Here is a 21,327-nt window from a genome sequence, read left to right on the forward strand (position 1 = left end):
GAGATGAACCAAGAGGTGGCTGTAGGGATGGCCAGGCAGGCAGTTGAGATAACCCTGCTTCTTTCCCTGCCCATGTTGGGGATTGGTCTGGTGGTTGGTCTTCTGGTGAGCATCTTTCAGGCTGCCACCCAGATTCAGGAAATGACCCTGACCTTTGTGCCCAAGATTGTGGCTGTTCTTCTGGCTTTGGTCCTTTTCTTTCCCTGGATGATGGAAAAGCTGGTTACCTATACGGCGGCCCTTATTGCCGGGATACCGGATCTCATCAGGTGAAAATATGCCCGATAGACTCCTGGCCCTTATAAGCGAGAACTTCCCCCTCTATGCCCTGCTCTTGGTTCGGGTGGGTGGGCTGGTCTTTCTCATGCCGGTTCTCGGCTCCCGTTTGGTGCCCGTGAGGATTAAGGCGGCGGCCACAATGGTCATGGCCCTGGCCCTTTTGCCAGCGGCCCGGACCCTGCCGGCTCCCAGCCTGAATTCCCCGGCCGAAATAATACTGAATGTCTTCTTCGAGTTTCTTCTAGGGGTTACCCTGGGACTTGTTTTGCGGCTGGTCTTTGCCGGGGTGCAGTTGGCCGGCCAGATGATTGGTTTTCAGATCGGCTTTGGGGTAGCCAGCGTTATTGATCCTCAAACCGGAGTTGAATCTCTGATCCTCTCCCAGCTGGCCTATTTGGTAAGTCTGTTGATCTTCTTGGCCATAGATGGACATCATCTGGTTCTTAAGGCCCTGGGAGACAGCCTTCAGATTCTTCCCCTGGGCGCCTTTCGGCCGGATCGCCAGGTGGTGGAGGTCCTCCTCCGCGAGGCCCAGGTGATGTTCATTCTTTCCATCAAGATTGTGGCCCCAGTGATGACGGTTCTTTTTCTGGTCCAGGTGGCCTTGGGAGTGATCTCCAAGATCGTCCCCCAGATGAACGTCATGATCGTCAGCTTCCCTCTGACCATTGCCATCGGCCTGGCCTTTTTCGCTCTTTCTCTTGAGGCCATGGCCCCCATGCTGGAGAAGGCCTTTGGGGGAGTCTGGAGGGTAATACCGGTAATCCTTAGGAGTCAGGGATAAATGCCTGAGGAGAGCTTTGAAGAACGAACAGAAGAAGCGACGCCGCGAAGGCGACAAGAGGCCCGGGAAAAGGGTCAGGTGGCCAAAAGCCGGGAACTTTCCTCCGTGGCTGTGCTTCTGGCTGGCCTGGGGATCCTTCTCTTTATGGGGTCTTTTCTTCGCCTTCAACTGGAGATGGCCATGATCCACTTTTTGGGTCTTCCTTACAGTCGGGAGCCATTTGATCTGGCCACTATGGGGCTGGTAAGTCAAGATGCCGGCCAGGTCCTCTTCACCTGCCTGGCCCCGGTCTTTTTGATTCTTTCGCTGGTGGCCTTTCTGAGCAACTTCCTCCAGGTCGGCGCCGTCTTCTCCACCGAACCCCTTGTACCCAAGCCTGATCGAATTAATCCCCTGGAAGGGATAAAACGCCTTGTTAGCCGGCAGGCCATTGTGGAGCTGATAAAGTCCATGGCCAAGGTGCTGTTTGTGGCCTTTGTGGCCTGGCGAACCATAAAAGGGGAATTTCCCCGGCTCCTTCCCCTGATGGATATGTCACCTCTGGAGATTGGCCAGGAGATCTTCGACATGTCTGGGGAGCTTGTCTTTAAGATTCTTCTGGCCCTGGCCCTTATCGCTGTATTTGATTTTTTCTATCAGCGTTTTGAATACGAACGAAACCTGCGGATGACCAAACAGGAGGTGAAAGAGGAGTTTAAGCAGACCGAGGGCGATCCCCATGTGAAGTCTCGTATTCGCTCCATTCAGCGGGAGATGGCCCGGAAACGGATGATGGCCGAGGTCCCTCAGGCAGATGTGGTTATTACCAACCCCACTGAACTGGCGGTGGCCCTCAAGTATGTACCCGGGGAGATGGAAGCTCCCAAAGTGGTGGCTAAAGGGGCCGGGTATCTGGCCCGTCGGATAAGGGAAATCGCCAGAGAAAACGGTGTTCCGGTGATCGAGAACAAGCCTCTGGCTCAGGGCCTCTTTCGTCAGGTGGAGGTCGGAGACTTTATTCCTGCCGAACTGTATCAGGCGGTGGCCGAAATTCTGGCCTATGTCTATCGCCTAAAGGGTAAAAGGCCGGGGGGTAATTGATGCCGGAGACTCAGGGAAGGTTTCTGCCAGCGATAGCCGGGATCCAGATAGATCCCACCAATATCTTTTTGGCCTTGGGAGTGGTGGCCATCCTTCTTATTATGGTTACCCCCCTTCCACCGACCCTGATGGACTTGCTGTTGGCCTTCAACATCACCTTTTCTCTCTCCATCCTGCTTATCTCCATGTACATCATCAAGCCTCTTGATTTTACGGCCTTTCCGGCCCTGCTTCTGGTGACCACCCTTTTCCGTCTCTCTCTCAACATTGCCTCCACCAGGCTTATTCTCCTCCATGGTCACGAAGGCCCGCAGGCGGCCGGTAAAGTAATCATGGGGTTTGGTCAATTTGCCGTAGGCGGAAACTATGTCGTGGGGGCCATTGTTTTTGCCATTCTGGTGATCATCAACTTTGTGGTCATCACTAAAGGGGCCGGCCGGATCGCTGAAGTGGCTGCCCGTTTCACCCTGGATGCTATGCCCGGCAAGCAGATGGCCATCGATGCCGATCTGAACGCCGGTCTTATTGACGAAACGGAGGCCAAACGCCGCCGGGAACAGATCGCCAAAGAGGCAGAGTTCTATGGGGCGATGGACGGGGCCAGCAAATTCGTACGCGGGGAGGCCATTGCTGGTCTGATCATCATGGCCATTAACGTCTGCGGTGGTTTGATTATTGGGGTGGCCCAACAGGGGTTGCCCCTGGCTGAGGCAGCCCGTTCCTACACCTTGCTTACCATTGGAGACGGTCTTGTCTCTCAGATCCCAGCCCTCATTGTCTCTACCTCTGCCGGTATTATCGTCAGCCGGGCCGCTGCTGAAGCCAGTATGGGCCGGGATTTTGCCCGTCAGTTCGCCCTTCAGCCCCAGGCTCTGGCTGTAGCCGCGGCGGTGGTTTTCTTCTTCGGGCTGGTCCCCGGTATGCCCACCTTTCCCTTTGTCGTGCTTTCGGCCGGTATGGGAACCTTGGCCTGGATCGCTTACCGGGAAAAGAAGGCCCTTCCAAAGCCTGAGGAAGAAGAGGCCGAGGAGGTTCCGGCTGTCCCTGAGGAGGAAAGTATCGAGGCCCTCATCGCTTTAGACATGCTGGAGCTTGAGGTGGGCTACGGACTTATTCCCTTGGTCGATGAGGATCAGGGCGGCGATCTTCTAGAACGGATACGCTCCATTAGAAGACAGTTTGCCCAAGAGCTGGGCATTATCGTTCCCCCGCTTCACGTCCGGGACAATTTGCAACTTAAGCCAGGAGAGTATGTCATCCTCATCAAGGGCGTGGAGGTGGCCCGGGCCGAGCTGATGCCGGGTTATCTCCTGGCCATGGATCCCGGCGATGCCAAGGCCAAAATAGAAGGAATTCCCACCCAGGAGCCGGCCTTTGGGCTTCAGGCTTACTGGATCCGTGAGGACCAAAAGGACGAAGCCATCATGGCCGGCTACACCGTGGTGGATCTTTCCACCGTGGTGGCCACCCACCTGGCCGAGGTGATCAAGGCCCATGCCGATGAGCTCCTTGGCCGACAGGAGGTCCAGCGTCTTCTGGACACTCTGGCCAAGACCCATCCCAAGGCTGTTGAGGAGTGCCTCAATGTTCTTAATCTGGGCATTATCCAGAAGGTCCTCCAGAATCTTTTGCGGGAGCGGGTCTCCATCCGGGATCTTTTGACCATTGTGGAGACCCTGGCCGACTATGGCGCTATGACCAAAGATCCGGACATTCTTACCGAGTATGTCCGCCAACGTCTCTCCCGTCTGATTGTCAAGCCGTATCTGGATCAGAATCAGACCCTGTCAGTTATCTCCTTAGGGGAGGATATGGAAGAAGTTCTTCGCCAGGCCATTCAGAAGACGGATCAGGGAACCTTTATTTCCCTTGATCCTCGCCGGGCTCACCAGGTGGTGGCGGTTCTGCGGCAGGTATATGAGCGGATGCTGGCCCAGGGCAAACAACCGGTCCTTCTCTGTTCTCCCACGGTTCGCCGCCACGTCCGTCGCCTTTTGGAGCGTTTTCTCCCCTTTGTGGCCGTTCTTTCTCACGCGGAACTGCCCCCAAACATCAAGGTAGAAGTCTTGGAGGTGGTGAGGTTGGGCCATGAAGATTAAAAAATTCTACGGAAAGACCACCAGTGAGGCCCTTCAAGCCGTAAAAGAGGCCTTTGGTGAGGAGGCGGTCATCCTGACCACCCGTCGAATAAGACGCGACGGCAAATACCTTTATGAGGTCTCGGCGGCCATGGATTTTGAGCCTCAGGGTCCTGCTCCCTCTGAGAGAAACAACAGCGTTCCTCAGCTTGAGGGGGTTCAGGCCGAGCTGGCTTCCCTTAAGGGGCTGGTGGAGCGTCTGGCCACCCATCTTCTGGGCCCCGAGGTCGAGGATGCTTCTCTTAAAGAGCTGCTGTATCGATTGGGGGCCAGCCCCAGGGTAATCAGCGAACTCTCGGCCTCTTATGGTCTGGATGGGGGCGGCCGTCCTCCGGCAGTCTGGCTAAAGCTAGAACTCTCTCGCCGTTTGAGTCATCTCCAGCCGGCGGAGAGGTTCCCCAGGTACTCAGCCTTTGTTGGCCCTTCAGGGGCCGGTAAGACAACCACGGTGGCCAAACTGGCCGCCAGATTTGCCCGCCGGGCCGGTCGTCGGGGGCTACTGGTGAGTCTGGATGATTACCGTCTGGGGGCCCACGAACAGCTGGCTCGTTTTGCTCGCCTGGCCGAGGTGGATTTTGTAGCCGCCAGGCCCGAGGCCCTGGGTGAAATTCTTAGGGAAAATGCCGATAAGGATTTCGTCATGATTGACACTCCCGGGTTCAGTCTGGAAGACGAACGTTACCCAGACCTGCTTCACGGGATATTCCAGGGCGATCTTCCCGTCAGGGCTCACCTGGTGCTTCCAGCCACGGCGGGGGCGGGCTTTTATTCGCGACTTTGGCGCTTTTACCAGGATCTGCCCTTGTGTGGTCTTATCTTCACTAAGACCGACGAGGCCGAGACCTTTGGGGTACTGCTGGAGCCGCTCCTTTTCTGGAATCAACCGGTTAACTTTATCACCACGGGGCAACGGATCCCCGAAGACATCCAGGTAGCCAGCGGTCGGAGACTTCTGGCTCTGGTCTGTCGTCATCTGGACGAATTGGCGCTAGAGGTGGGAAATCATGAATCAGCTGACAGGATCTTGGCGACCTATGAAACCGCCCATTGAAACTGGTTGGCAGAACAGTTTGGAGGCAAGCCCCCGGGTAATCTCCTTTACCAGCGGTAAAGGAGGGGTGGGGAAGACCAACATTGTGGCCAATTTGGCCCTTTCCCTGGCCAAGTTGGGCAAAAAGGTCCTGATTTTTGATGCCGATCTGGGTCTGGCCAATATAGATGTCCTCCTGGGGCTGTCGCCGAAGTTCAACATCAATCACGTCTTTAGCGGACAGAAGTCGCTTCTTGATATCCTGGTTGACGGACCCGGGGGAGTAAAGATTCTCCCAGCCTCCTCAGGGGTTGAGCAACTCTGCCGCCTCAGTGAAAGCCAGAAACTCTTTCTCCTGGGGGAGTTCGATCATCTCGGTCGCTTTTTTGACCTTCTCCTCATCGATACCTCAGCTGGGATTTCAGAAAACGTGGTTTACTTTAATTTAGCCGCTCAGCACCGGGTGGTGGTGGTCACCCCAGAGCCCACCTCCATTACCGATGCCTATGCCTTGGTTAAGGTCATGACCACCCGCTACGGGACCAAAGATTTCTTTATTCTGGTCAATCAGGTTCGCTCTGCCCGGGAGGCGGCCCGGGTCTATGAGCAGATCTTAAGGGTGACGGATCGATTCCTGGGGCCCTCAGTCAGCCTGCGCTATTTGGGGGCCCTGCCCAAAGACAATAAACTCTGTCGGGCGGTCAGGAACCAGAAGGCCGTGGTCGATGTCTATCCAGATTCGGCCATTAGCCGGACTTTTTCTGACCTGGCCCGCAAACTGTTGGAAGAGGAGATGGGAGACTATGTTGACGGGAGCATCAAATTCTTTGGTCGAAGCCTACTGGGGGTATAAACAAGCCATGAAGAAAACGGTCGCCAAGAAAGATCGAGAAAAATTCAAACTGGGCAAGGTGGATAAAAAGACCCGGGATGAATTGATTATTGAGTACGCTCCCCTTATCAAATACATCGCCGGCAAGCTGGCCCTTAAGCTCCCTCCCAATGTCTCTGTAGATGACCTTATTAGTGCCGGAGTCATGGGGCTGATCGATGCCATCAATAAGTTTGATCCGGCCAAGAACATCCAGTTTAAGACCTATGCCGAGTTTCGTATCAGGGGAGCCATGCTTGATGAGTTGCGTTCCCTCGATTGGGTGCCCCGTTCTATCCGTAAGAAGACAGCCGAGCTAGAGAAGGCCTATGCCAAGCTGGAAAAGGAGCTGGGCCGTCCGGCCGAAGACGAGGAGGTGGCCAAAGAGCTGGGATTAAGCCTTGATGAATTTTATCGTCTTCTGGAAGAAACCAAGGGGGCTACCTTTATCGATATCGAGACTATCCGGCGGAAGATGCCCGATCTTAACGAGGAGGATATCTTTGATCTTATTGCCGACCCTGAGCAGGAAGATCCCTTTGAAACTATTCAGTTTGGCGAACTAAAAGACGTCTTAGCCGAAGCCATTGAATCCCTTCCAGAGAAAGAGCGCCTGGTGGTGGCCCTCTATTATTATGAGGATCTAACCATGCGAGAGATCGGTGAAATCATGGGTTATACCGAAAGTCGTATCTCTCAGCTTCACACCAAGGCCATGATGCGTCTCCGGGCCCACCTGGCCAATGTGCTTGATCCCAATGAGTGGAGCTAGGGGAGTAAATTTTAAAAATAGCCGCTTCTGACCGATAAAGACCAAAAAGTCCCGAGGAGGAAGCTTATGCCTGCGGATCCCAACATGAAGATCCTGATAGTCGATGACTTCGCCACCATGAGGCGAATTGTCAAAAATATTCTCTCTCAGCTGGGCTTTAAGAACTTTCTGGAGGCCGATGACGGTTCCACAGCCTGGGAGATTTTGCAGAAAGAAAAGGTCGATCTTATCGTTTCTGACTGGAACATGCCCAAGATGACGGGCCTTGAACTACTTAAGAAAGTTCGGGCTGATGAGCGCTTAAAGGATATCCCCTTCCTTATGGTTACCGCTGAAGCCCAGAAGGAAAATATCATCGAAGCGGTCAAGCACAAGGTCAGTCAGTATATAGTGAAGCCCTTTACCGCTGAGACCATGGGGGAGAAGATCAAAAAGATCTTTGGTGATTAACCTTGGCTGAGGAGAACAAATCTCCCAAGGAGGAAGAATCTTCCCCTCAGGCTGTGGAGGAAACCTCCTCGGAAGAGGAGCTGGGTTTTGACCTCTCAGAGGTAGATCTTTTCGGCGATGAAGAAGGGGCCTCTAAAGAAAAGGAGGCCCCTTCACCATCCTCTTCTGAGGCCCTGGCCGAGGCCGAAACATCCCCGGAGGGAGAAAAGCCGGAGGAGGCAGCCCCTGATCCTTCTTCTGGACCGGCCCTTGACGATCTCCCGGAGGATCTAAACTTCTCCGAAAGCGACAGCCCCAAGGAGCCATCTTCAGATGTCAAGGGGGAGACTTCCAAAAGCCCGGAGGCCAGCAAGGAAGAAGAAACAGATCAGGGCTCATCTAAGGGGCGGAGGATTCCTCTTCCCTCATTTTCCCTTAAAGACGTGGCTTTATGGGCGGGGGTGTTTTTTTCTCTCCTGGGAATCATCTCTGGGATTCTGGTAATTCAGCGTATCTATCACCAGGCCAAGCAGGAGCCCCCGGTGATGGCGGCCGATCAAAAAAAGTCTCCCAAAGAATCGCCGGAATCCACTGTCCAGCCTCCCCCCAAGCCTTCACCTCCTGCTTCTCCCCTTGAGCAGCCGGTGGTTCTCACCTATGATCTTCCCTTGCGCACCTTTCTCCTTCCCTATCGGGATCATGCCGGTCGCTACGTCTTCGTCAAGGTTTCAGTAACCCTCCTTTTTGACACCCGGAGAGACTATCTTATGGCCAAAGAGCAAGAGGTCTTTTTAAGAGAGACGGTCTATGAGATAATCTCTCAAATTCCCCTTTATCTTTGGCAGTCTAAGGAGGGAATGGCCACCGTAGTGAAGACCCTTAAGTCAGGGCTCAGGCCCCAGAGAATAAGGGGAATCAGGATCAAGGATATCTCCATTATGGGCGAAATATTTAAATAGAAATATTTAAATAGAAGACTTAAAGATTGGGTGGGTTGTCATGGATTCCCTTATCTCCAAAGTCAGACCGGTGATCCCTCAGCCGGCCCTTAAGTCGGAGAGGGATCGGGTCATTAAGAAAAGATCCCAAGAAGAAAAGAGGGAAGGGGATCGCCGCCGGGCCAAAAAGGGAAAGAAGAGGCGTCTGGATATAACCATCTAGTTATGGAGCCGGTCTCTCTTCTTTTTCTGGTCCAGCTTGTCTTTGATCTTCTTCTCCTGGCCCTGGTTTTTATGCTTTATCGGCGTCTGGGGCGGCTGGAAAGGTCTGATCCAGAGAGGATTAGCTCTGCCCTTAAAGAGGTCGAGAGGTTGACCAAAAAGCTTGAAAAAAACCTGGCCGAAAAGAAGGTCCTCCTTGATCGCCTCCAGAAGCTATCCGGCGGAACGGCCTCTACGGGCTTTAAAGAAAAGGTAAGGGATCTTTATTCTCGAGGGAAATCGCCAGCCGAGATTGCCAATCAGCTAGAGCTCACTCAAGGTGAGGTGGAGATTATCCTTTCTCTTATTAAGGGGGAAAAGCCTGCCCCTTGATCCACCTTAAAGCGGAAAAAAATTCCGCTTTTCCTTCCCTTTGGTCCGACCGTTTTGGTTATTCTCCTTTGAAATTGAGCCTTCTCTAGACTTCCTTCTCTGGCATAACGGTTGCTTTCAGTTTTTAACGCTATGGTCAGCATCAAGGTCAATCCCCGTCTCGGTTTACTTGAGGCCGCTGAGGCCGCTGAGCTTTTGGAAAGGCGTCTGGCCGTTACCACTAATAATTTGGCCAATCTCTCCACTACGGCCTACAAGAAAGACCGTCTGGCCTTTCGGGAAGTCCTCATGGAGAAATACGACGGAGAGCTCAGGACGTTCAAGGAAGTGACAGAGGTGACGGATTTCCAACATGGGCCTTTGGTAAAGACGGACAATCCTCTGGATATGGCCATCATCGGTGAGGGTTTCTTTAAGGTGGAGACTCCCGCCGGTATCCGTTACACCCGGGATGGAGGCTTTGTTGTTGATGATCAGTATCGCCTGGTGACCAGACATGGCTATCCGGTGTTGGCTGGTGGGGCGCCGGTAATCTTCCAGCGAGGAGCAAAGGTGGCTATTGCCGAGGACGGAAGCATTTCCCTTGACGGGGCCATTATTGGTCAGCTGGACGTGGTGCGTATTAGGGATCAACAGGCCCTGGTTAAGGAAGGAAAGAATCTCTTTCGCCTTAAAGACCCCAACCTTGAAGAGCCGGTAGAGAATCCTCAGATAAGAACGGGTTATCTTGAGGGCTCTAATGCTGATGCCCTGGAAGAAATGCTGTCCCTCATAGATATTCAACGTCAGTACGAGTTCAACCAGAAGGTCATGCAGCAGATAGACGAGCTGGATGGCCGTTTATTAACCGAGGCCGGCCGCACCGGCGGCTAGGCAGGAGGAGGTCTTATGCTACGTGGGCTATGGTCAGCGGCAACCGGGATGCAGGCCCAACAACTCAAACTCGACGTGGTGGCCAACAATCTGGCCAACGTCAATACCTCAGGGTTTAAGAAGAGCCGGCCGGATTTTGAGGATCTTCTCTACCAGGAACTGAAGCTGGCCGGGGCCCAGAATGCCCAGGGTTACACCATCCCTGTGGGCATGGAGATCGGCATGGGAGTGCGGCCGGTGGCTGTCCAGAAAATCTTCTCCCAGGGTGATTACGAACAGACCACCAATGAACTGGATTGGGCTATAGAGGGAAGGGGATTCTTTAAAATTATCTCCAATGGAGAGGAACTTTATACCCGGGCCGGGGCCTTCAAGCTTGATCGCGATGGCTACGTAGTCACTCCCAACGGAGATCGCCTCCAACCCGAGTTTGCTGTTCCCGCAGGTACAGTGCGTATCCAGCTGACCTCTGACGGAATTCTTTCGGCCCTTGATCAGAATGGAAACGTCCTGGCCCAGACCCAGATCCTTATCTATGACTTTCCCAATCCCGCCGGTCTTTACAGCATCGGTCGCAACCTTTATCGGGCCACAGTGGCCTCTGGAGACCCGATTGAGGCTGTTCCTGGCCAAGATGGCCTGGGTACTCTGGCCCAGGGATATCTTGAGAAATCAAACGTGGATGTAGTGGAAGAGATGGTTCAGATGATCATTACCCAGAGGGCATATGAGGTCAACTCCAAGGCCGTGCAGACGGCCGACGCTATGTTGGAGCTGGCCAATAACCTCAAGCGTTAGGGGTGATGATATGGTCAAGGTCCTATCCCTCCTTCTCTGTCTGCTACTTGGAGGAACTGCTACCGCTGAGACCTTGAGTAAGGAGTATTTTGAGCATCTCTTCCGGGAAAGGATTATGGCCCAGCTACCCTATGATCCTCAAGACATCGAGATCACCCGTTTCCAGTGCCAGCCAAAGGAGGTGAGCCTTCCCGAAGGGCAATTCACCGTTCAGGTGAGCCAGATGGGGGCCATAGTCCGTCCAGGGTTGGTGACCATGCTGGTTGATATAACCTCCCGGGGGCGGCTGGTAAGAAGGGTCCGTCTCCTGGGCCGCCTGGAGATCTACCAGAAGGTTCCTGTCCTCAAGAGGGATCTTCCTCGTGGCAGTGAAATTACCTCTCGAGACCTTTCTTTGGTCCGTTTTCCTCTAAGTCGTCTGCCTCAGGATCTGATCACCGATCCGGAGGAGCTAAAGGGCAAGATTCTTAAAAGATCTCTTAGAGCCGGGCTACCTCTGAGATCAAGTTTTCTTCGGGCCCGCCCCTTGGTGCATCGGGGAGAAATGGTGACCATTGTGGCTGAATCTGGAAGCCTGAGGGTGACGGCTCTGGGAGAGGCCCGGGAGGATGGGGCAAAAGGAGAGATAATCCGGGTTCGGAATCTGGCCTCCCGGAAGGAGATTATGGCTCGGGTGGCCGGGCCCAATCTGGTCAAGGTGAGGTTCTAAGATGAAAGCCTTCAGCCTTCGTTTTCTTCGTGGCCCTGCGGCTGTCATGGTTCTGCTCCTGGCCTGGGGATGCACTCCCTCCAGGCAGGCTGGCCCACCTCCGGTAACTCCACCACCACTTGCCTTTCCGGCTCCGCCACGTGAACGTCCGCCGGAGGGCTCCATTTTTGCCGGCGGCTCTTCGGCCTTTCTCTTTGAGGACCTTAAGGCCCGGCGGGTAGGAGATGTTGTTACCGTCAGGATCGTTGAAAGCTATCTAGGGACCAACAACGTTTCATCCAAGAGCCAGCGTAAATCAAGCACGGAGGCCGGGGTGTCGGCCCTTCTGGGCTTTGAAAAGGCCCTTGAGTCAGCTAACCCCCGATTTTCGGCCAGCAAGATGTTCGGGGGCAGCATGACCAATACCTATGATGGCTATGGTCGCCAGAGCCGTCAGTCTCAGATCAAGGCAGAGATCACTGCCCGGGTTACGGAAGTCTTGCCTAACGGGAACCTGGTGATTCAGGGGGTGCGGGTGGTCAAACTCTCCGATGAGTATCAATACCTGACCATTTCAGGGATTATTCGCCCGGAGGATATCGCCCCTGATAATACCATTCTCTCCACCAAGGTCTCCGATGCCCATATTGAGTACTCTGGCACGGGTTCAGCCACTGAGAGCGGAGGGGTTGGTATCGGCTGGTTGGCTAGAATACTGCAAATTATCTGGATGTTTTAGCCATGAAGAGGATTTTTATCTTGTTCACAGTCTTGGGGGTTCTGTTCTTGACCTCGGCTGAAGCGGCCAGACTTAAAGACCTGGCCAATATCCAGGGGGTCCGCTCCAATCAGCTTATTGGATACGGTCTGGTAGTGGGGCTCAAAGGCACGGGAGATGGCAACCAGACGCAGTTTACCGTGCAGTCCATTGTCAACATGCTAAAGCGCCTGGGAGTGACTGTAGATATGGCCCAGGTCAAGGTCAAAAACGTGGCCGCCGTCATGGTTACTGCAGAGCTTCCGGCCTTTGCCAAAGTGGGACAGAAACTCGATGTTCTGGTCTCTTCTCTGGGAGACGCCAAAAGCCTTCAAGGAGGAACCCTTCTTCTTACTCCCCTTAAAGGTGCTGATGGCCAGGTCTATGCCCTGGCTCAGGGGCCAATCTCCATTGGGGGGTTTGCCGCCGGTGGCGCTGCTGGAGGAGGGGTGCAGAAAAATCACCCTACTGCCGGCAGGATTCCCGGTGGAGCTACCGTGGAGAGGGAGGTTCCGGTAGATCTCCTCCATCGTCAGGAGATTACCCTGGCTCTAAGAGACTATGACTTTACCACGGTTACCAGGGCCACGGAGGTCATAAACGCCTACCTTGGGGCCCCCTATGCCCGGGCCTTGGACGGAAAGACCATTTCAGTTCGAATTCCCGACCAGTATCGCCATAACATCGTTGGGTTTATCGCCGAGGTAGAGCGTCTGGAAGTCAACCCCGACACCGTGGCCAAGGTGGTCCTTGATGAGAGAACGGGCACGGTGGTCATGGGGGAAAACGTTCGAATTTCCAAGGTAGCCATTGCTCACGGCAACCTGAGTATTCAGATCAAAGAAAGACCCAGAGTCAGTCAGCCGCCGCCTTTTTCTCCGGGGGCCACCGTGGTTGTCCCCGAGAGTCAGGTTTCGGTAACCGAGGAGGGCAATCGGATAGTGGTTCTTGAAGAAGGGGCCAGTATCGGAGAGCTGGTTCGGGCGCTTAATGCGGTAGGGGCTACCCCCCGAGATCTTATTGCCATCTTTCAGGCCATAAAGGCCGCTGGGGCCCTTCAGGCCGAGCTTAAGATCATCTAGGGAGGAATGATGAAGCCAGAGGTGGTGGAAGGCACTGTTTTTGATGGAGTGGAAAGGATTCGCCATCTGGCCCGTAGGGACCGGGCCGCGGCCCTTAAGGAGGCCTGCCAGGATTTTGAGGCCTTTTTCATCTATCAGTTACTCAAGGATCTGCGGCGAACCATTCCTAAGGGAGACTTCCTGCCTCAGGCTCCGGGTAAAGAAGTTTACCAGAGCCTTTTTGATCAGGAGGTGGCCAGAGAGATATCCCAGTCCGGGGGGCTGGGGCTGGCTGATGTGCTTTACCGACAGCTTTTACCATCTATAAAGGAGGAGAAACATGGGCGCTGATCCCAGGCAGATGGAGGACGTAGGCTACCTGTTTCGCTGTCTTAACCGGGCCCTGGATGAGGAAAAGGAGGCCATTATTAGGGCCGATGTCCCTACTCTTACCAGGTTGGCCAAACTTAAGGAGGATCTGGCCCGGAGGATATCCCAAAGCCCTCAGAGATTAGAGGGGCCGCTACTTTCAGAGATCCGGGCCAAGGCCGTCCGTAATCGGCGGTTGGCCGAGGCCGGACTTGAGGCGGTGGAAGAGGCCTTGGGGTTTCTGGAGAAGGCCCTCTCGGAGACCGAGGCCTATTCTCCCGGGGGAAAGAAGAAAAATCTCAAGCGCCCCCGTTTCATTAGCCGACAACTATAAAGTAGGAGACCACTATGGCCGGTATCTACAGTGCCTTGAACATCGCCAAAGGAGCCATCATCAACGCTCAAACAGCGGTACACGTTACCGGTCAAAATGTAGCTAACGTCAATACCGAAGGATACAGTCGGCAGGAGGTGGTTTCGGCTCCCTATCCTCCAACTCCTACCGCGGTGGGCCCCATTGGAAATGGGGTCAAGGTGGAGCAAATCCGCCGCTATTTTGACGCCTTCACCAACATGAATCTCAATCTTCGTCGCAGTGATCTGGGGCTTCTTGAGGCTCAGAAGGGTGGTATGCGCCTAGTAGAGTCTCTCTTCAACGAGACAGGAGACACCGGTCTGGCCCGCATGATGGATGACTTCTTTGCCGCTTGGCAAGATGTGGCCAACCGTCCAGAAGGAATCTCCGAACGTCGAGCCCTGATAGAAAAGGCCCGGGTACTTTCGGAGGCCATAAGCGAGAAATATAATCAGCTCATCGGTCTAGAGAGCGATATTGGCCTAAAACTTCAGGATGTAGTCAAAGAAATCAACCAGATCGCTGCCCAAATTGCGGATCTTAATCGTCAGATAACGGCTATAGAGAGTGAAAATCGACAGGCAAATGATCTACGTGATCAGAGGGATAAACTTGTAGCCCGCCTCTCGGAGCTGGCTGAGATTCGTTATTTTGAGACCAGCCAGGGGGCTTATGCCATCATTCTGGGTAAAGGATACAACCTGGTAGATATTGATTCTTATTGGCAGCTTAATTTGGACGGAAACGATGTCTATTGGCAGGGACACTCTGGAGAGATGGCCCGGCTGACCAGTGAGGAGGTTTCCAAAGGGGAGCTGGGAGGCTGGCTTAGAATCCGAGAGATGATCTCCGATGATTGGAACTATGAGAGACTCACCTCCACCAAGACGGTCTATGATCTGGACGGCAGTCCTCTGGCTGATGATACCCGGTGGGTGGAACTGGGTCTTTCGGGAACCATTACCTTTGATTTCTCCGGCACGGATCATGACGGCCAGAGTGTTTCGGCTACAGTCTCCATTGATCTGGCCGCGAATCCTGACTCTACGGTCAGGGATCTCCTAGATGAGATCGAAAAGGCCTACAATTATCAGGTAACCGCCTATTTAGATAATGGCCGTCTGATAATAAAAGACGCCCAAAGAGGGCCCGGGGCCCTGTCTTTTAGCCTGGATCGCTCACCCACTCAGGTTTATTTTGGCCGCTTTGACGACGAAGGGCTCAACCATCGCCTGGAAGAGCTTAACCTGGTGGGCAAATTCCAAATTTGGGCCCGGGAGCTTATCCGGGCTGTAAATCAGGCCCACAGTCAGGGGGTGGGGCTTGAGTTCTATCAGGGCCAGCTGAAGGGTCTGTACCAGACCGGTGGCACCGGTCCATTAAAGAGCCTTCCCTTTTACCACGACATTAAGCCAGATGGTTCTTTCTTCCTCTGGATTAAGTCTCAGGATATGGGACTTGTCCCGGTAAAGGTGAATCTCTCCCTTCTCCCCACCTCTACCATTAATGATCTAGCCAGCCAGATAAACTCCAGCATTGATCAAGCGCTTTCACGCCTGGGGCTCTCCAATACCGAAACAGTGTCGGCCTCCTTTGTAGACGGCCGCCTGGTCTTTACGGCCCAAGATGGCTACAGCTTTGCCTTTTCTAACGACGCCTCGGGCATCCTGGCGGCTACCGGCATAAACGTCTTCTTTGATGGGTGGGATGCTGGAAGCATTGAGATCAATCAGACCCTTTCTAAGGATCCGGAGCTTATTGCCGCTGCCAGGCTGGATCGGCAGGCCTGGCGCAGTGAGGATCAGATCTTTGGTAGATATGTCAGCCGAGACTCCATTGATACCGATCCGGCCAGTATCAAACGCTTTAACGCCTCTCAGACCATTACTGTCCGTTTCTATGATGCTGAGGGGAACAGGGTTCTTATAGATACCGACTCTGGCCAGCAGATACCCGAGCTTTCGGTAACGGTTACGACCGGAGAGACCATCGCCGAGGTGCTGGAAGATCTTGATAACCTCGAAGGTCTAAGAGCCTACATAAATGGTAATGATGAGGTAGTTATTGCCCTTGATCCCAATGTGGACAAGCCGTATGCCTACTTTGAACTGGGGCACGTTGATCCGCCGACCAATAGCAGCGACGATGTCCTTTACTTTTTGAGAGATATAGGTCTCAATGCCCCTCAATATCTTTCTTCTAGGGGACGGAAGGAAAGCGATCAGTATTTTAGCACCCCTTCTGGCGTCAGTATAAACGAGGGAGCGGATATTGAACTTACCTTTACCTTTCTCGATGCCCAAGGAGAGGTTTTGGGGTATCGAACCATCACTGTGGCCGATGGTACGGATCTAGCCACCCTGGCCACCACTATAGACAACTTAAGTGAACTCAGAGCGGGCTTCACCGATGGCTCCTCCGGCCGGCTTTATATCTCCTTGGAGAATCCTCCCGAGGGGACTCTTTCCTTTGCTATTTCGGTAAGTGGAGGAGATGGCGATAGCAATATCGATCTTTCTGGTGGAGGCGTTCTTACCTTTTCCGATGTTTCTGATCGCCAGATATCCTCGGGCCTTGAACATCTGGTTAGGCCCCAGCAGTATATAGCTGACATTTCTGGTTATAATTCAGCAGATCTAGTCTTTTCTGGAACTTTGGCCATCCGCTTCTTTGATGATCAGGGTCGGGAAATAGGTAGCCCGTTATCGTTTTCCGCCTCTTCCCTTAGCGATGTTAACACCAATGGCCGGGTGGATCTTGCCGATCTCCTGGCGGCTATGGATGCCAGCTCGGCCCTTAAGGCTTACGAAGACAACGGTCAGATAGTCATCGCCTTGGATTCTCCCCCTTCGGATACGGCCTACTTTGTTATTGAGGGCAACGCCAATGGGAGCCCCTGGGGGGAGATTGCCCTCTCGGAGTTTGGTTCGGGAGACTCGGTATGGCTTAAGTTTTCCATGGGAGGGCTTGAGAACTGGCTTTTTTCGGAAGACGGGGCCCTTGATTCTGACAGTGATAGTAATACCGTAGATCCCTTCAGGATCGATCTTTCCACAGACAAGGGATCAATCCAGATCGTTCAGGCCTATAATGATGAGGCCAATGCCCGTTATGGACTCTCGTCTTTTGTGGACGAGGATGGTCATTTGGTGGTCAAGACTTCGGGACTCTACGATACAGAAAGTTTTGTAGTCACTGACGCCTGGCCCCGGCGGGCCTTTACTACCACCTTCTCAGCCGATCAATTTGATGGCGACAGCTATTGGTTTTATCTGTCTGAGGCTCAGGTTTCCTCCTCAGATACCTTTGCCGCCCAGACCCTTACCATCTCCTACCGGGATTCTTCCAATACCGAGACAGCCACAGAGACCATCAGTGTTTCTGCCGGTGACACCCTCTCGACCATTGTCTCTGCCCTCAATGCCCTTGACCATGATGGAGATGGAACGGCCGACTTTTCTGCCGAGATTACCAGTGATAACCGTCTGCTTATTAAAATTAATGATCCGGATCAGGATAACGATCGAGTGGATGATTTTGTTCGTTTTCAGATATCTACCAGTATCACCAGCACTGCCGGGAGCCTTCCGGTCTATTTAAATCGGCGTCGTTATATTCAGGACTTAGGGCTGGCCTATCAGCTACAGGGGTTTTCAGCTCAACCTGCTGATAATCGCAACGCCTTGGCCTTGGCCGCTACCGCTACGGAGACCAGAGCCAACCTCGATGAGGCTAATCTTTCAGACTATTATGATTCTCTGGTGGGGCAGGTGGGAATTGTCAGTCAGGGCTTCAACCGGGATTACGAATTCACCTCTGATCTGGTCAATCAACTTCAGATGATCAGGGATTCTGTCTCCGGGGTCTCTTTAGATGAGGAAATGGCCAATTTAGTCAAATTTCAGCACGCCTTTGCCGCGGCGGCCAAGATTATGACCATCTCCGATGAGATGCTTGATGTCCTGGTCAATGCCAAGAGATAGGGGGAGATATCGTGCGGGTGACCATGAATACAGTTTATGACAATATCCTTAACAACCTTAATCGGCTAACCGAGAGGCTAGACAAGATTAACATGTCGGTCTCTTCGGGTAAGAGATATTCTCGACCCTCGGATGCCCCCAGCGATCTTGTCCATGCTCTAGGTTATCGTAAGGCCTTAAGGGAAATTAGCCAATATCGGCGTAACATTTCCGACGCCAAAGGTCATCTGGCCACCATGGAGACGGCCTTAGAAAAGATGCAGGAGCAGGTTATTAGGGCCAAGGAGCTGGCCATCCAGGGGGCCAATGATACCGAAAATGAGGCCAGCCGAAAGATGCTGGCCAACGAGCTGAGAAACATTCTCGATGAGGTGGTCTCTCTCAGTAACACTCAGCACAACGGTCGCTACATATTCGCCGGCACCAAGACCGATGGATATCCGCCGGGAGAAAAGCCTTTCATGCTGGAGACCATCCTGGCAGGAGATGTGCAGACTATGGAGGTTCGCTACCAGGGGGGCAGTGAAGACCTTTATTACGAATATGCCCCGGCTAAAAAGATCGTTGTTGCCAGAAATGGCGAGGAGGCTATTGCCCGCTCGGGAGTATTTGAGACCCTTATTGGTCTGATTCAAACCTTAGAGAACAACAACGAAGAGGATCCTCAGCTTGAGGCCGAATCCATCCAAACCCATATCTCACGTCTGGACGAGGTCCTTGACTATCTTAACGCTCAAAGGGCTGATATCGGGGCCCGGATGAATCGTCTGGAGATCAAAGAGACCGTCTATGACGATCTAGAACTTACTAATAAGGAAAACCTGTCCGCCGTAGAGGATACGGATCTGCTTGAGGCTATCGCAGAGCTCCGGGCCAAGGAGACTGCCTACCAGGCTGCCTTGTCCTCGGCGGCCAAGGTAATGAACCTGAGTCTGGTGAACTATCTGTAGCGAAACTGTAGTTTAAAAAGAAGCCATGGAGGGCCTAGATGCTTGTTTTGACCAGGAGAGAGGGCGAATCCATCGCTATTGGAGATGAAATCGAGGTTACAGTCTTGGAGATCAGGGGGCGTAATGTCCGTTTGGGTATCAAGGCTCCTCCAGAGATGCCCGTTCATCGTCTGGAAGTATATCTCCGGATTCAGGAAGAAAACCGCCGGGCCGCTGCTGAGGCGCCGGAAACTATTCCTGAGATTTAAGCCCACGGAGGTTTAAGGGAAAATGATTATAAAGACGACCCGTTTTGGGGAGATAGAGATAGATGAGAATAAAATTATCTTTTTCCCCCGGGGGATATTGGGGTTCCCTGACCAGAGACGCTTTGTTCTTCTGCCTCACCGAGAAGATTCTCCCTTCTGCTGGCTTCAGGCAGTGGATGACCCGGACCTTACCTTTGTGGTTGTTAACCCCTTTGTTATAAATCCGGATTACAAACCGGAGTTCAAGGATGAGGTCCTTGGCGGCCTAGAGATAGAAGAGGGTGATGTTATTGACCTGCTTTCAATTGTCACCGTCCCGCGAGAAAATCCTCAGGCCATGACAGCCAATCTTCTAGGGCCAATTGTTATCAACGTGAGCAAACGTCTGGCCAAGCAAGTGGTTTTAGACCCCCATAAGTATCCACTCAAATATCCCCTTCTCTCGGGAAAGAGAGATAGAGATGAGGGCAGCGAGGCCGTGGGTTAGCCTAATTTGTAGTGTTTGCGAACGGCCTTCTTTACCACCCAGGTGCAGTCCAGCCCCTTGGGAAAGGTGACCAGATCTCCTGGCTCGATATGAACTTCACCCTCTGAAGTTTTGACCACTACCTCCCCTTCAAGGATATAGCAGGTCTCGTCTTCTGGATAGTGCCAGTCGAAGGTGGATGGTTCGCACTGCCAGATGGGCCACGTCTCTACCGCCATTTCCTTTAAGGTTTTCTCGTCAGGGCGTTCCTTTTTGATCTTCATTGGTCCTCCTTAGCCATAAAGTTTTTTGAGGAGCCAAGCCATGTTCTCTCCCAGAATTTTCATGGTCCGAAGACCCTCTTCGTCATCTTTAACCTCTCCTGGTTTAAGACCCCGGCCAAGATTCCAGTAGATGGAGCCAACGACGATCATTTGGCCAATGAGGAAGAAGTGATTAAGGGAATCGAATACGTGGATGGCACCACCGCGTCTTACAGCTACCACCCCTGCGGCCACTTTTCTTCTAAAGAGGTCTCCATTTACCCTGGCTACCATGCCACAGCGTTCAATAAGGGCTTTCATGTTAGCGGAGACATCGGCAAAATAAGTGGGAGAGCCGAGGATGATCCCTTGGGATTCTCTGATTTTGGTGATGTAGTCATTTATGGGGTCATTCTCCACAGCACAGCGGCCATCTTTGCGCTCCAGGCATTGATAGCAGGCGATACATCCTGGAATGACCTGGCCGGCCAGCTGGATATGCTCTGTCTCTATACCGTGGGATTGAAGAACCTCTAAGACCGTATTGATCATCAGGGCCGTGTTGCCGTCTTTTCTGGCGCTTCCATTAAAGGCAGTGACCTTCATGATTTTCCTCCTTAAGAGAGCTGTCTCCTTATACCTTATAATTCTTGGGCCAGCCAAGATGAGACAGTCTCTCTATTTATTTGTTTCCCGGCCGGTTTGGAGGTAATAAAAATTTAAATTTTTACCAGGAGGTGAGTATGCCCAAGGGGCCGGTGCTTCAGATCGGAGAGCTTATGACCGAAGGCACCTATCACTGCTATCAGGGGGAACTAGTCCACACCGAAGGCGGGCTACAGCAGGTTTTTGTCCTGGATAATCCCTTCTGGGGAAGAATGTTAATCATTAATGGGGTGGTTCAACTGACCACTCGAGATGAATTCATATATCATGAAGCTATGGCCCACACTACTGTTCAACTTTTTCCTGAAGGCCGGCCCCTTGATGTTCTCATCTGTGGTGGTGGTGATTACGGGGTTTCTAGAGAGTTGACCAGGTATGCTGATGTCCGTCAGGTGGTCATTGTTGATATAGACCCCATTGTCCCTCGGGTGGTTGAAAGATACATCCCTCAGCTTCTTCCTGAAGATCGTAGTCGGGTAGAGCTTATTACAGCCGATGCCTTTAAAGTGGCCGAAGAGTTCGCCCGGGAGGGCCGGACCTTTGATATCGTTATTGTCGATTCCACCGATCCAGACATAACCACTGAAGACGTTGAGCTTTCTAACCCCCTCTTTTCAGTAGAGTTTCACCGTCTCCTGGCTACTGTTGCCCCTGAAGGAGTGGTGATCCAGCAAGCGGCCACCCCCTTCAGTTTGGGGCCTGTACTTACCCGGACTTATCGGGCCTTCTGCCAGGCCTATGGTCCGGAGAGGATCTTTGTCTTCAGAGCTGACGTTCCAGCCTATGGTAGCGAGACGGCCTTCGTGATGAAAAGTTCTACCCTTACCCCTCAGGAGCCGGTAAGAAGAAGCCATCCCCCAACCCGCTACTACTCCCATGAGATTCATCGGGCCTCTTTTGTCCTTCCTCGATACTGGGAGGAACTTCTTAAGTAG

The 21,327-nt window shown here is 53.0% G+C and carries 25 protein-coding genes; 23 read left to right on the forward strand and 2 right to left on the reverse strand.

Translation table 11 applies throughout. The features are described from left to right. Nucleotides 1-3: 3 nt before the first annotated feature. From fliQ to fliW, 22 genes are all read left to right on the forward strand, one after another. Nucleotides 4-273, forward strand: a complete 270-nt coding sequence (gene fliQ, locus G4V39_RS10365) for a flagellar biosynthesis protein FliQ (protein ID WP_166032867.1) — start codon at nucleotides 4-6, stop codon at nucleotides 271-273. Between the two features lie 4 nt (nucleotides 274-277). Then, on the forward strand, nucleotides 278-1,063 hold the full coding sequence (gene fliR, locus G4V39_RS10370) for a flagellar biosynthetic protein FliR (protein ID WP_166032868.1): 786 nt from the start codon (nucleotides 278-280) through the stop codon (nucleotides 1,061-1,063). Next, the gene (flhB, locus tag G4V39_RS10375) at nucleotides 1,064-2,143 is read left to right on the forward strand and encodes a flagellar biosynthesis protein FlhB (protein WP_166032869.1); all 1,080 of its coding nucleotides are present in this window, start codon (nucleotides 1,064-1,066) and stop codon (nucleotides 2,141-2,143) included. Beyond that, nucleotides 2,143-4,242 carry a flagellar biosynthesis protein FlhA gene (gene flhA, locus G4V39_RS10380; RefSeq protein ID WP_166032870.1) on the forward strand — a complete coding sequence of 700 codons (2,100 nt, stop codon included), beginning with the start codon at nucleotides 2,143-2,145 and terminating at the stop codon, nucleotides 4,240-4,242. Before flhB ends, flhA begins: the two co-directional genes overlap by 1 nt. Beyond that, nucleotides 4,232-5,332 carry a flagellar biosynthesis protein FlhF gene (locus tag G4V39_RS10385; RefSeq protein WP_166032871.1) on the forward strand — a complete coding sequence of 367 codons (1,101 nt, stop codon included), beginning with the start codon at nucleotides 4,232-4,234 and terminating at the stop codon, nucleotides 5,330-5,332. Before flhA ends, G4V39_RS10385 begins: the two co-directional genes overlap by 11 nt. Then, the gene (locus G4V39_RS10390; protein ID WP_166032872.1) at nucleotides 5,316-6,164 is read left to right on the forward strand and encodes a MinD/ParA family protein; all 849 of its coding nucleotides are present in this window, start codon (nucleotides 5,316-5,318) and stop codon (nucleotides 6,162-6,164) included. Before G4V39_RS10385 ends, G4V39_RS10390 begins: the two co-directional genes overlap by 17 nt. 7 nt (nucleotides 6,165-6,171) lie before the next feature. Then, nucleotides 6,172-6,954, forward strand: a complete 783-nt coding sequence (locus G4V39_RS10395) for a FliA/WhiG family RNA polymerase sigma factor (protein WP_166032873.1) — start codon at nucleotides 6,172-6,174, stop codon at nucleotides 6,952-6,954. 66 nt (nucleotides 6,955-7,020) lie between these two features. Next, nucleotides 7,021-7,404: a chemotaxis response regulator CheY gene (locus G4V39_RS10400; RefSeq protein ID WP_166032874.1), complete on the forward strand. Its 384-nt coding sequence runs from the start codon at nucleotides 7,021-7,023 to the stop codon at nucleotides 7,402-7,404. Nucleotides 7,405-7,406: 2 nt separating this feature from the next. Then, nucleotides 7,407-8,342: an ICP22 family protein gene (locus tag G4V39_RS10405; protein ID WP_166032875.1), complete on the forward strand. Its 936-nt coding sequence runs from the start codon at nucleotides 7,407-7,409 to the stop codon at nucleotides 8,340-8,342. 40 nt (nucleotides 8,343-8,382) lie between these two features. Beyond that, entirely contained in the window at nucleotides 8,383-8,544 is a 162-nt protein-coding gene (locus tag G4V39_RS10410; protein ID WP_166032876.1) for a hypothetical protein, read from the forward strand. A gap of 2 nt (nucleotides 8,545-8,546) precedes the next feature. Next, nucleotides 8,547-8,915, forward strand: a complete 369-nt coding sequence (locus tag G4V39_RS10415) for a DUF6115 domain-containing protein (RefSeq protein ID WP_166032877.1) — start codon at nucleotides 8,547-8,549, stop codon at nucleotides 8,913-8,915. A gap of 132 nt (nucleotides 8,916-9,047) precedes the next feature. Continuing rightward, complete coding sequence (locus tag G4V39_RS10420) at nucleotides 9,048-9,788, forward strand: flagellar hook-basal body protein (protein WP_166033129.1); 741 nt, start codon at nucleotides 9,048-9,050, stop codon at nucleotides 9,786-9,788. Between the two features lie 15 nt (nucleotides 9,789-9,803). After that, nucleotides 9,804-10,586, forward strand: coding sequence for a flagellar basal-body rod protein FlgG (flgG, locus tag G4V39_RS10425; protein WP_166032878.1), 783 nt, complete (start codon nucleotides 9,804-9,806; stop codon nucleotides 10,584-10,586). Between the two features lie 10 nt (nucleotides 10,587-10,596). Further along, nucleotides 10,597-11,295 carry a flagellar basal body P-ring formation chaperone FlgA gene (gene flgA / locus G4V39_RS10430; protein WP_166032879.1) on the forward strand — a complete coding sequence of 233 codons (699 nt, stop codon included), beginning with the start codon at nucleotides 10,597-10,599 and terminating at the stop codon, nucleotides 11,293-11,295. Between the two features lies 1 nt (nucleotide 11,296). Next, complete coding sequence (locus tag G4V39_RS10435) at nucleotides 11,297-12,013, forward strand: flagellar basal body L-ring protein FlgH (RefSeq protein WP_166032880.1); 717 nt, start codon at nucleotides 11,297-11,299, stop codon at nucleotides 12,011-12,013. 2 nt (nucleotides 12,014-12,015) lie between these two features. After that, nucleotides 12,016-13,113, forward strand: coding sequence for a flagellar basal body P-ring protein FlgI (locus tag G4V39_RS10440; protein WP_166032881.1), 1,098 nt, complete (start codon nucleotides 12,016-12,018; stop codon nucleotides 13,111-13,113). Between the two features lie 9 nt (nucleotides 13,114-13,122). After that, nucleotides 13,123-13,443 carry a rod-binding protein gene (locus G4V39_RS10445; protein WP_166032882.1) on the forward strand — a complete coding sequence of 107 codons (321 nt, stop codon included), beginning with the start codon at nucleotides 13,123-13,125 and terminating at the stop codon, nucleotides 13,441-13,443. Next, nucleotides 13,433-13,795 (forward strand): flagellar protein FlgN, encoded by a 363-nt coding sequence (locus tag G4V39_RS10450; RefSeq protein WP_166032883.1) that lies wholly within the window; start codon nucleotides 13,433-13,435, stop codon nucleotides 13,793-13,795. The genes G4V39_RS10445 and G4V39_RS10450 overlap by 11 nt, the downstream gene beginning before the upstream one ends. A 14-nt stretch (nucleotides 13,796-13,809) precedes the next feature. Beyond that, nucleotides 13,810-17,799 carry a flagellar hook-associated protein FlgK gene (flgK, locus tag G4V39_RS10455; protein ID WP_166032884.1) on the forward strand — a complete coding sequence of 1,330 codons (3,990 nt, stop codon included), beginning with the start codon at nucleotides 13,810-13,812 and terminating at the stop codon, nucleotides 17,797-17,799. Between the two features lie 11 nt (nucleotides 17,800-17,810). Further along, nucleotides 17,811-18,749 carry a flagellar hook-associated protein FlgL gene (gene flgL, locus G4V39_RS10460; protein WP_166032885.1) on the forward strand — a complete coding sequence of 313 codons (939 nt, stop codon included), beginning with the start codon at nucleotides 17,811-17,813 and terminating at the stop codon, nucleotides 18,747-18,749. Between the two features lie 38 nt (nucleotides 18,750-18,787). After that, the gene (csrA, locus tag G4V39_RS10465) at nucleotides 18,788-18,997 is read left to right on the forward strand and encodes a carbon storage regulator CsrA (RefSeq protein WP_166032886.1); all 210 of its coding nucleotides are present in this window, start codon (nucleotides 18,788-18,790) and stop codon (nucleotides 18,995-18,997) included. Nucleotides 18,998-19,019: 22 nt separating this feature from the next. Next, complete coding sequence (gene fliW, locus G4V39_RS10470) at nucleotides 19,020-19,484, forward strand: flagellar assembly protein FliW (RefSeq protein WP_166032887.1); 465 nt, start codon at nucleotides 19,020-19,022, stop codon at nucleotides 19,482-19,484. Here the strand turns inward: fliW and G4V39_RS10475 are convergent. Continuing rightward, the gene (locus tag G4V39_RS10475) at nucleotides 19,481-19,747 is read right to left on the reverse strand and encodes a cupin domain-containing protein (protein ID WP_166032888.1); all 267 of its coding nucleotides are present in this window, start codon (nucleotides 19,745-19,747) and stop codon (nucleotides 19,481-19,483) included. The two genes, fliW and G4V39_RS10475, sit on opposite strands and share 4 nt — an antisense overlap. Nucleotides 19,748-19,756: 9 nt before the next feature. Beyond that, a complete protein-coding gene (locus G4V39_RS10480) occupies nucleotides 19,757-20,332 on the reverse strand; it encodes a flavodoxin family protein (protein ID WP_166032889.1) in 576 nt (191 codons plus the stop codon). 137 nt (nucleotides 20,333-20,469) lie between these two features. On the opposite strand from G4V39_RS10480, the gene G4V39_RS10485 reads away from it, so the two are divergent. Beyond that, nucleotides 20,470-21,327, forward strand: coding sequence for a spermine/spermidine synthase domain-containing protein (locus G4V39_RS10485; RefSeq protein ID WP_166032890.1), 858 nt, complete (start codon nucleotides 20,470-20,472; stop codon nucleotides 21,325-21,327).

Origin of the sequence: Thermosulfuriphilus ammonigenes (genome assembly GCF_011207455.1) — a bacterium.
GTDB lineage: Bacteria > Desulfobacterota > Thermodesulfobacteria > Thermodesulfobacteriales > ST65 > Thermosulfuriphilus > Thermosulfuriphilus ammonigenes.

Coding starts and splice junctions, on each gene's coding strand:
- fliQ (WP_166032867.1), top strand. CDS start 4: ATGAACCAAGAGGTGGCTGTAGGGATGGCCAGGCAGGCAGTTGAGATA.
- fliR (WP_166032868.1), top strand. CDS start 278: ATGCCCGATAGACTCCTGGCCCTTATAAGCGAGAACTTCCCCCTCTAT.
- flhB (WP_166032869.1), top strand. CDS start 1,064: ATGCCTGAGGAGAGCTTTGAAGAACGAACAGAAGAAGCGACGCCGCGA.
- flhA (WP_166032870.1), top strand. CDS start 2,143: ATGCCGGAGACTCAGGGAAGGTTTCTGCCAGCGATAGCCGGGATCCAG.
- G4V39_RS10385 (WP_166032871.1), top strand. CDS start 4,232: ATGAAGATTAAAAAATTCTACGGAAAGACCACCAGTGAGGCCCTTCAA.
- G4V39_RS10390 (WP_166032872.1), top strand. CDS start 5,316: ATGAAACCGCCCATTGAAACTGGTTGGCAGAACAGTTTGGAGGCAAGC.
- G4V39_RS10395 (WP_166032873.1), top strand. CDS start 6,172: ATGAAGAAAACGGTCGCCAAGAAAGATCGAGAAAAATTCAAACTGGGC.
- G4V39_RS10400 (WP_166032874.1), top strand. CDS start 7,021: ATGCCTGCGGATCCCAACATGAAGATCCTGATAGTCGATGACTTCGCC.
- G4V39_RS10410 (WP_166032876.1), top strand. CDS start 8,383: ATGGATTCCCTTATCTCCAAAGTCAGACCGGTGATCCCTCAGCCGGCC.
- G4V39_RS10415 (WP_166032877.1), top strand. CDS start 8,547: ATGGAGCCGGTCTCTCTTCTTTTTCTGGTCCAGCTTGTCTTTGATCTT.
- G4V39_RS10420 (WP_166033129.1), top strand. CDS start 9,048: ATGGTCAGCATCAAGGTCAATCCCCGTCTCGGTTTACTTGAGGCCGCT.
- flgG (WP_166032878.1), top strand. CDS start 9,804: ATGCTACGTGGGCTATGGTCAGCGGCAACCGGGATGCAGGCCCAACAA.
- flgA (WP_166032879.1), top strand. CDS start 10,597: ATGGTCAAGGTCCTATCCCTCCTTCTCTGTCTGCTACTTGGAGGAACT.
- G4V39_RS10435 (WP_166032880.1), top strand. CDS start 11,297: ATGAAAGCCTTCAGCCTTCGTTTTCTTCGTGGCCCTGCGGCTGTCATG.
- G4V39_RS10440 (WP_166032881.1), top strand. CDS start 12,016: ATGAAGAGGATTTTTATCTTGTTCACAGTCTTGGGGGTTCTGTTCTTG.
- G4V39_RS10445 (WP_166032882.1), top strand. CDS start 13,123: ATGAAGCCAGAGGTGGTGGAAGGCACTGTTTTTGATGGAGTGGAAAGG.
- G4V39_RS10450 (WP_166032883.1), top strand. CDS start 13,433: ATGGGCGCTGATCCCAGGCAGATGGAGGACGTAGGCTACCTGTTTCGC.
- flgK (WP_166032884.1), top strand. CDS start 13,810: ATGGCCGGTATCTACAGTGCCTTGAACATCGCCAAAGGAGCCATCATC.
- csrA (WP_166032886.1), top strand. CDS start 18,788: ATGCTTGTTTTGACCAGGAGAGAGGGCGAATCCATCGCTATTGGAGAT.
- fliW (WP_166032887.1), top strand. CDS start 19,020: ATGATTATAAAGACGACCCGTTTTGGGGAGATAGAGATAGATGAGAAT.
- G4V39_RS10475 (WP_166032888.1), bottom strand. CDS start 19,747: ATGAAGATCAAAAAGGAACGCCCTGACGAGAAAACCTTAAAGGAAATG.
- G4V39_RS10480 (WP_166032889.1), bottom strand. CDS start 20,332: ATGAAGGTCACTGCCTTTAATGGAAGCGCCAGAAAAGACGGCAACACG.
- G4V39_RS10485 (WP_166032890.1), top strand. CDS start 20,470: ATGCCCAAGGGGCCGGTGCTTCAGATCGGAGAGCTTATGACCGAAGGC.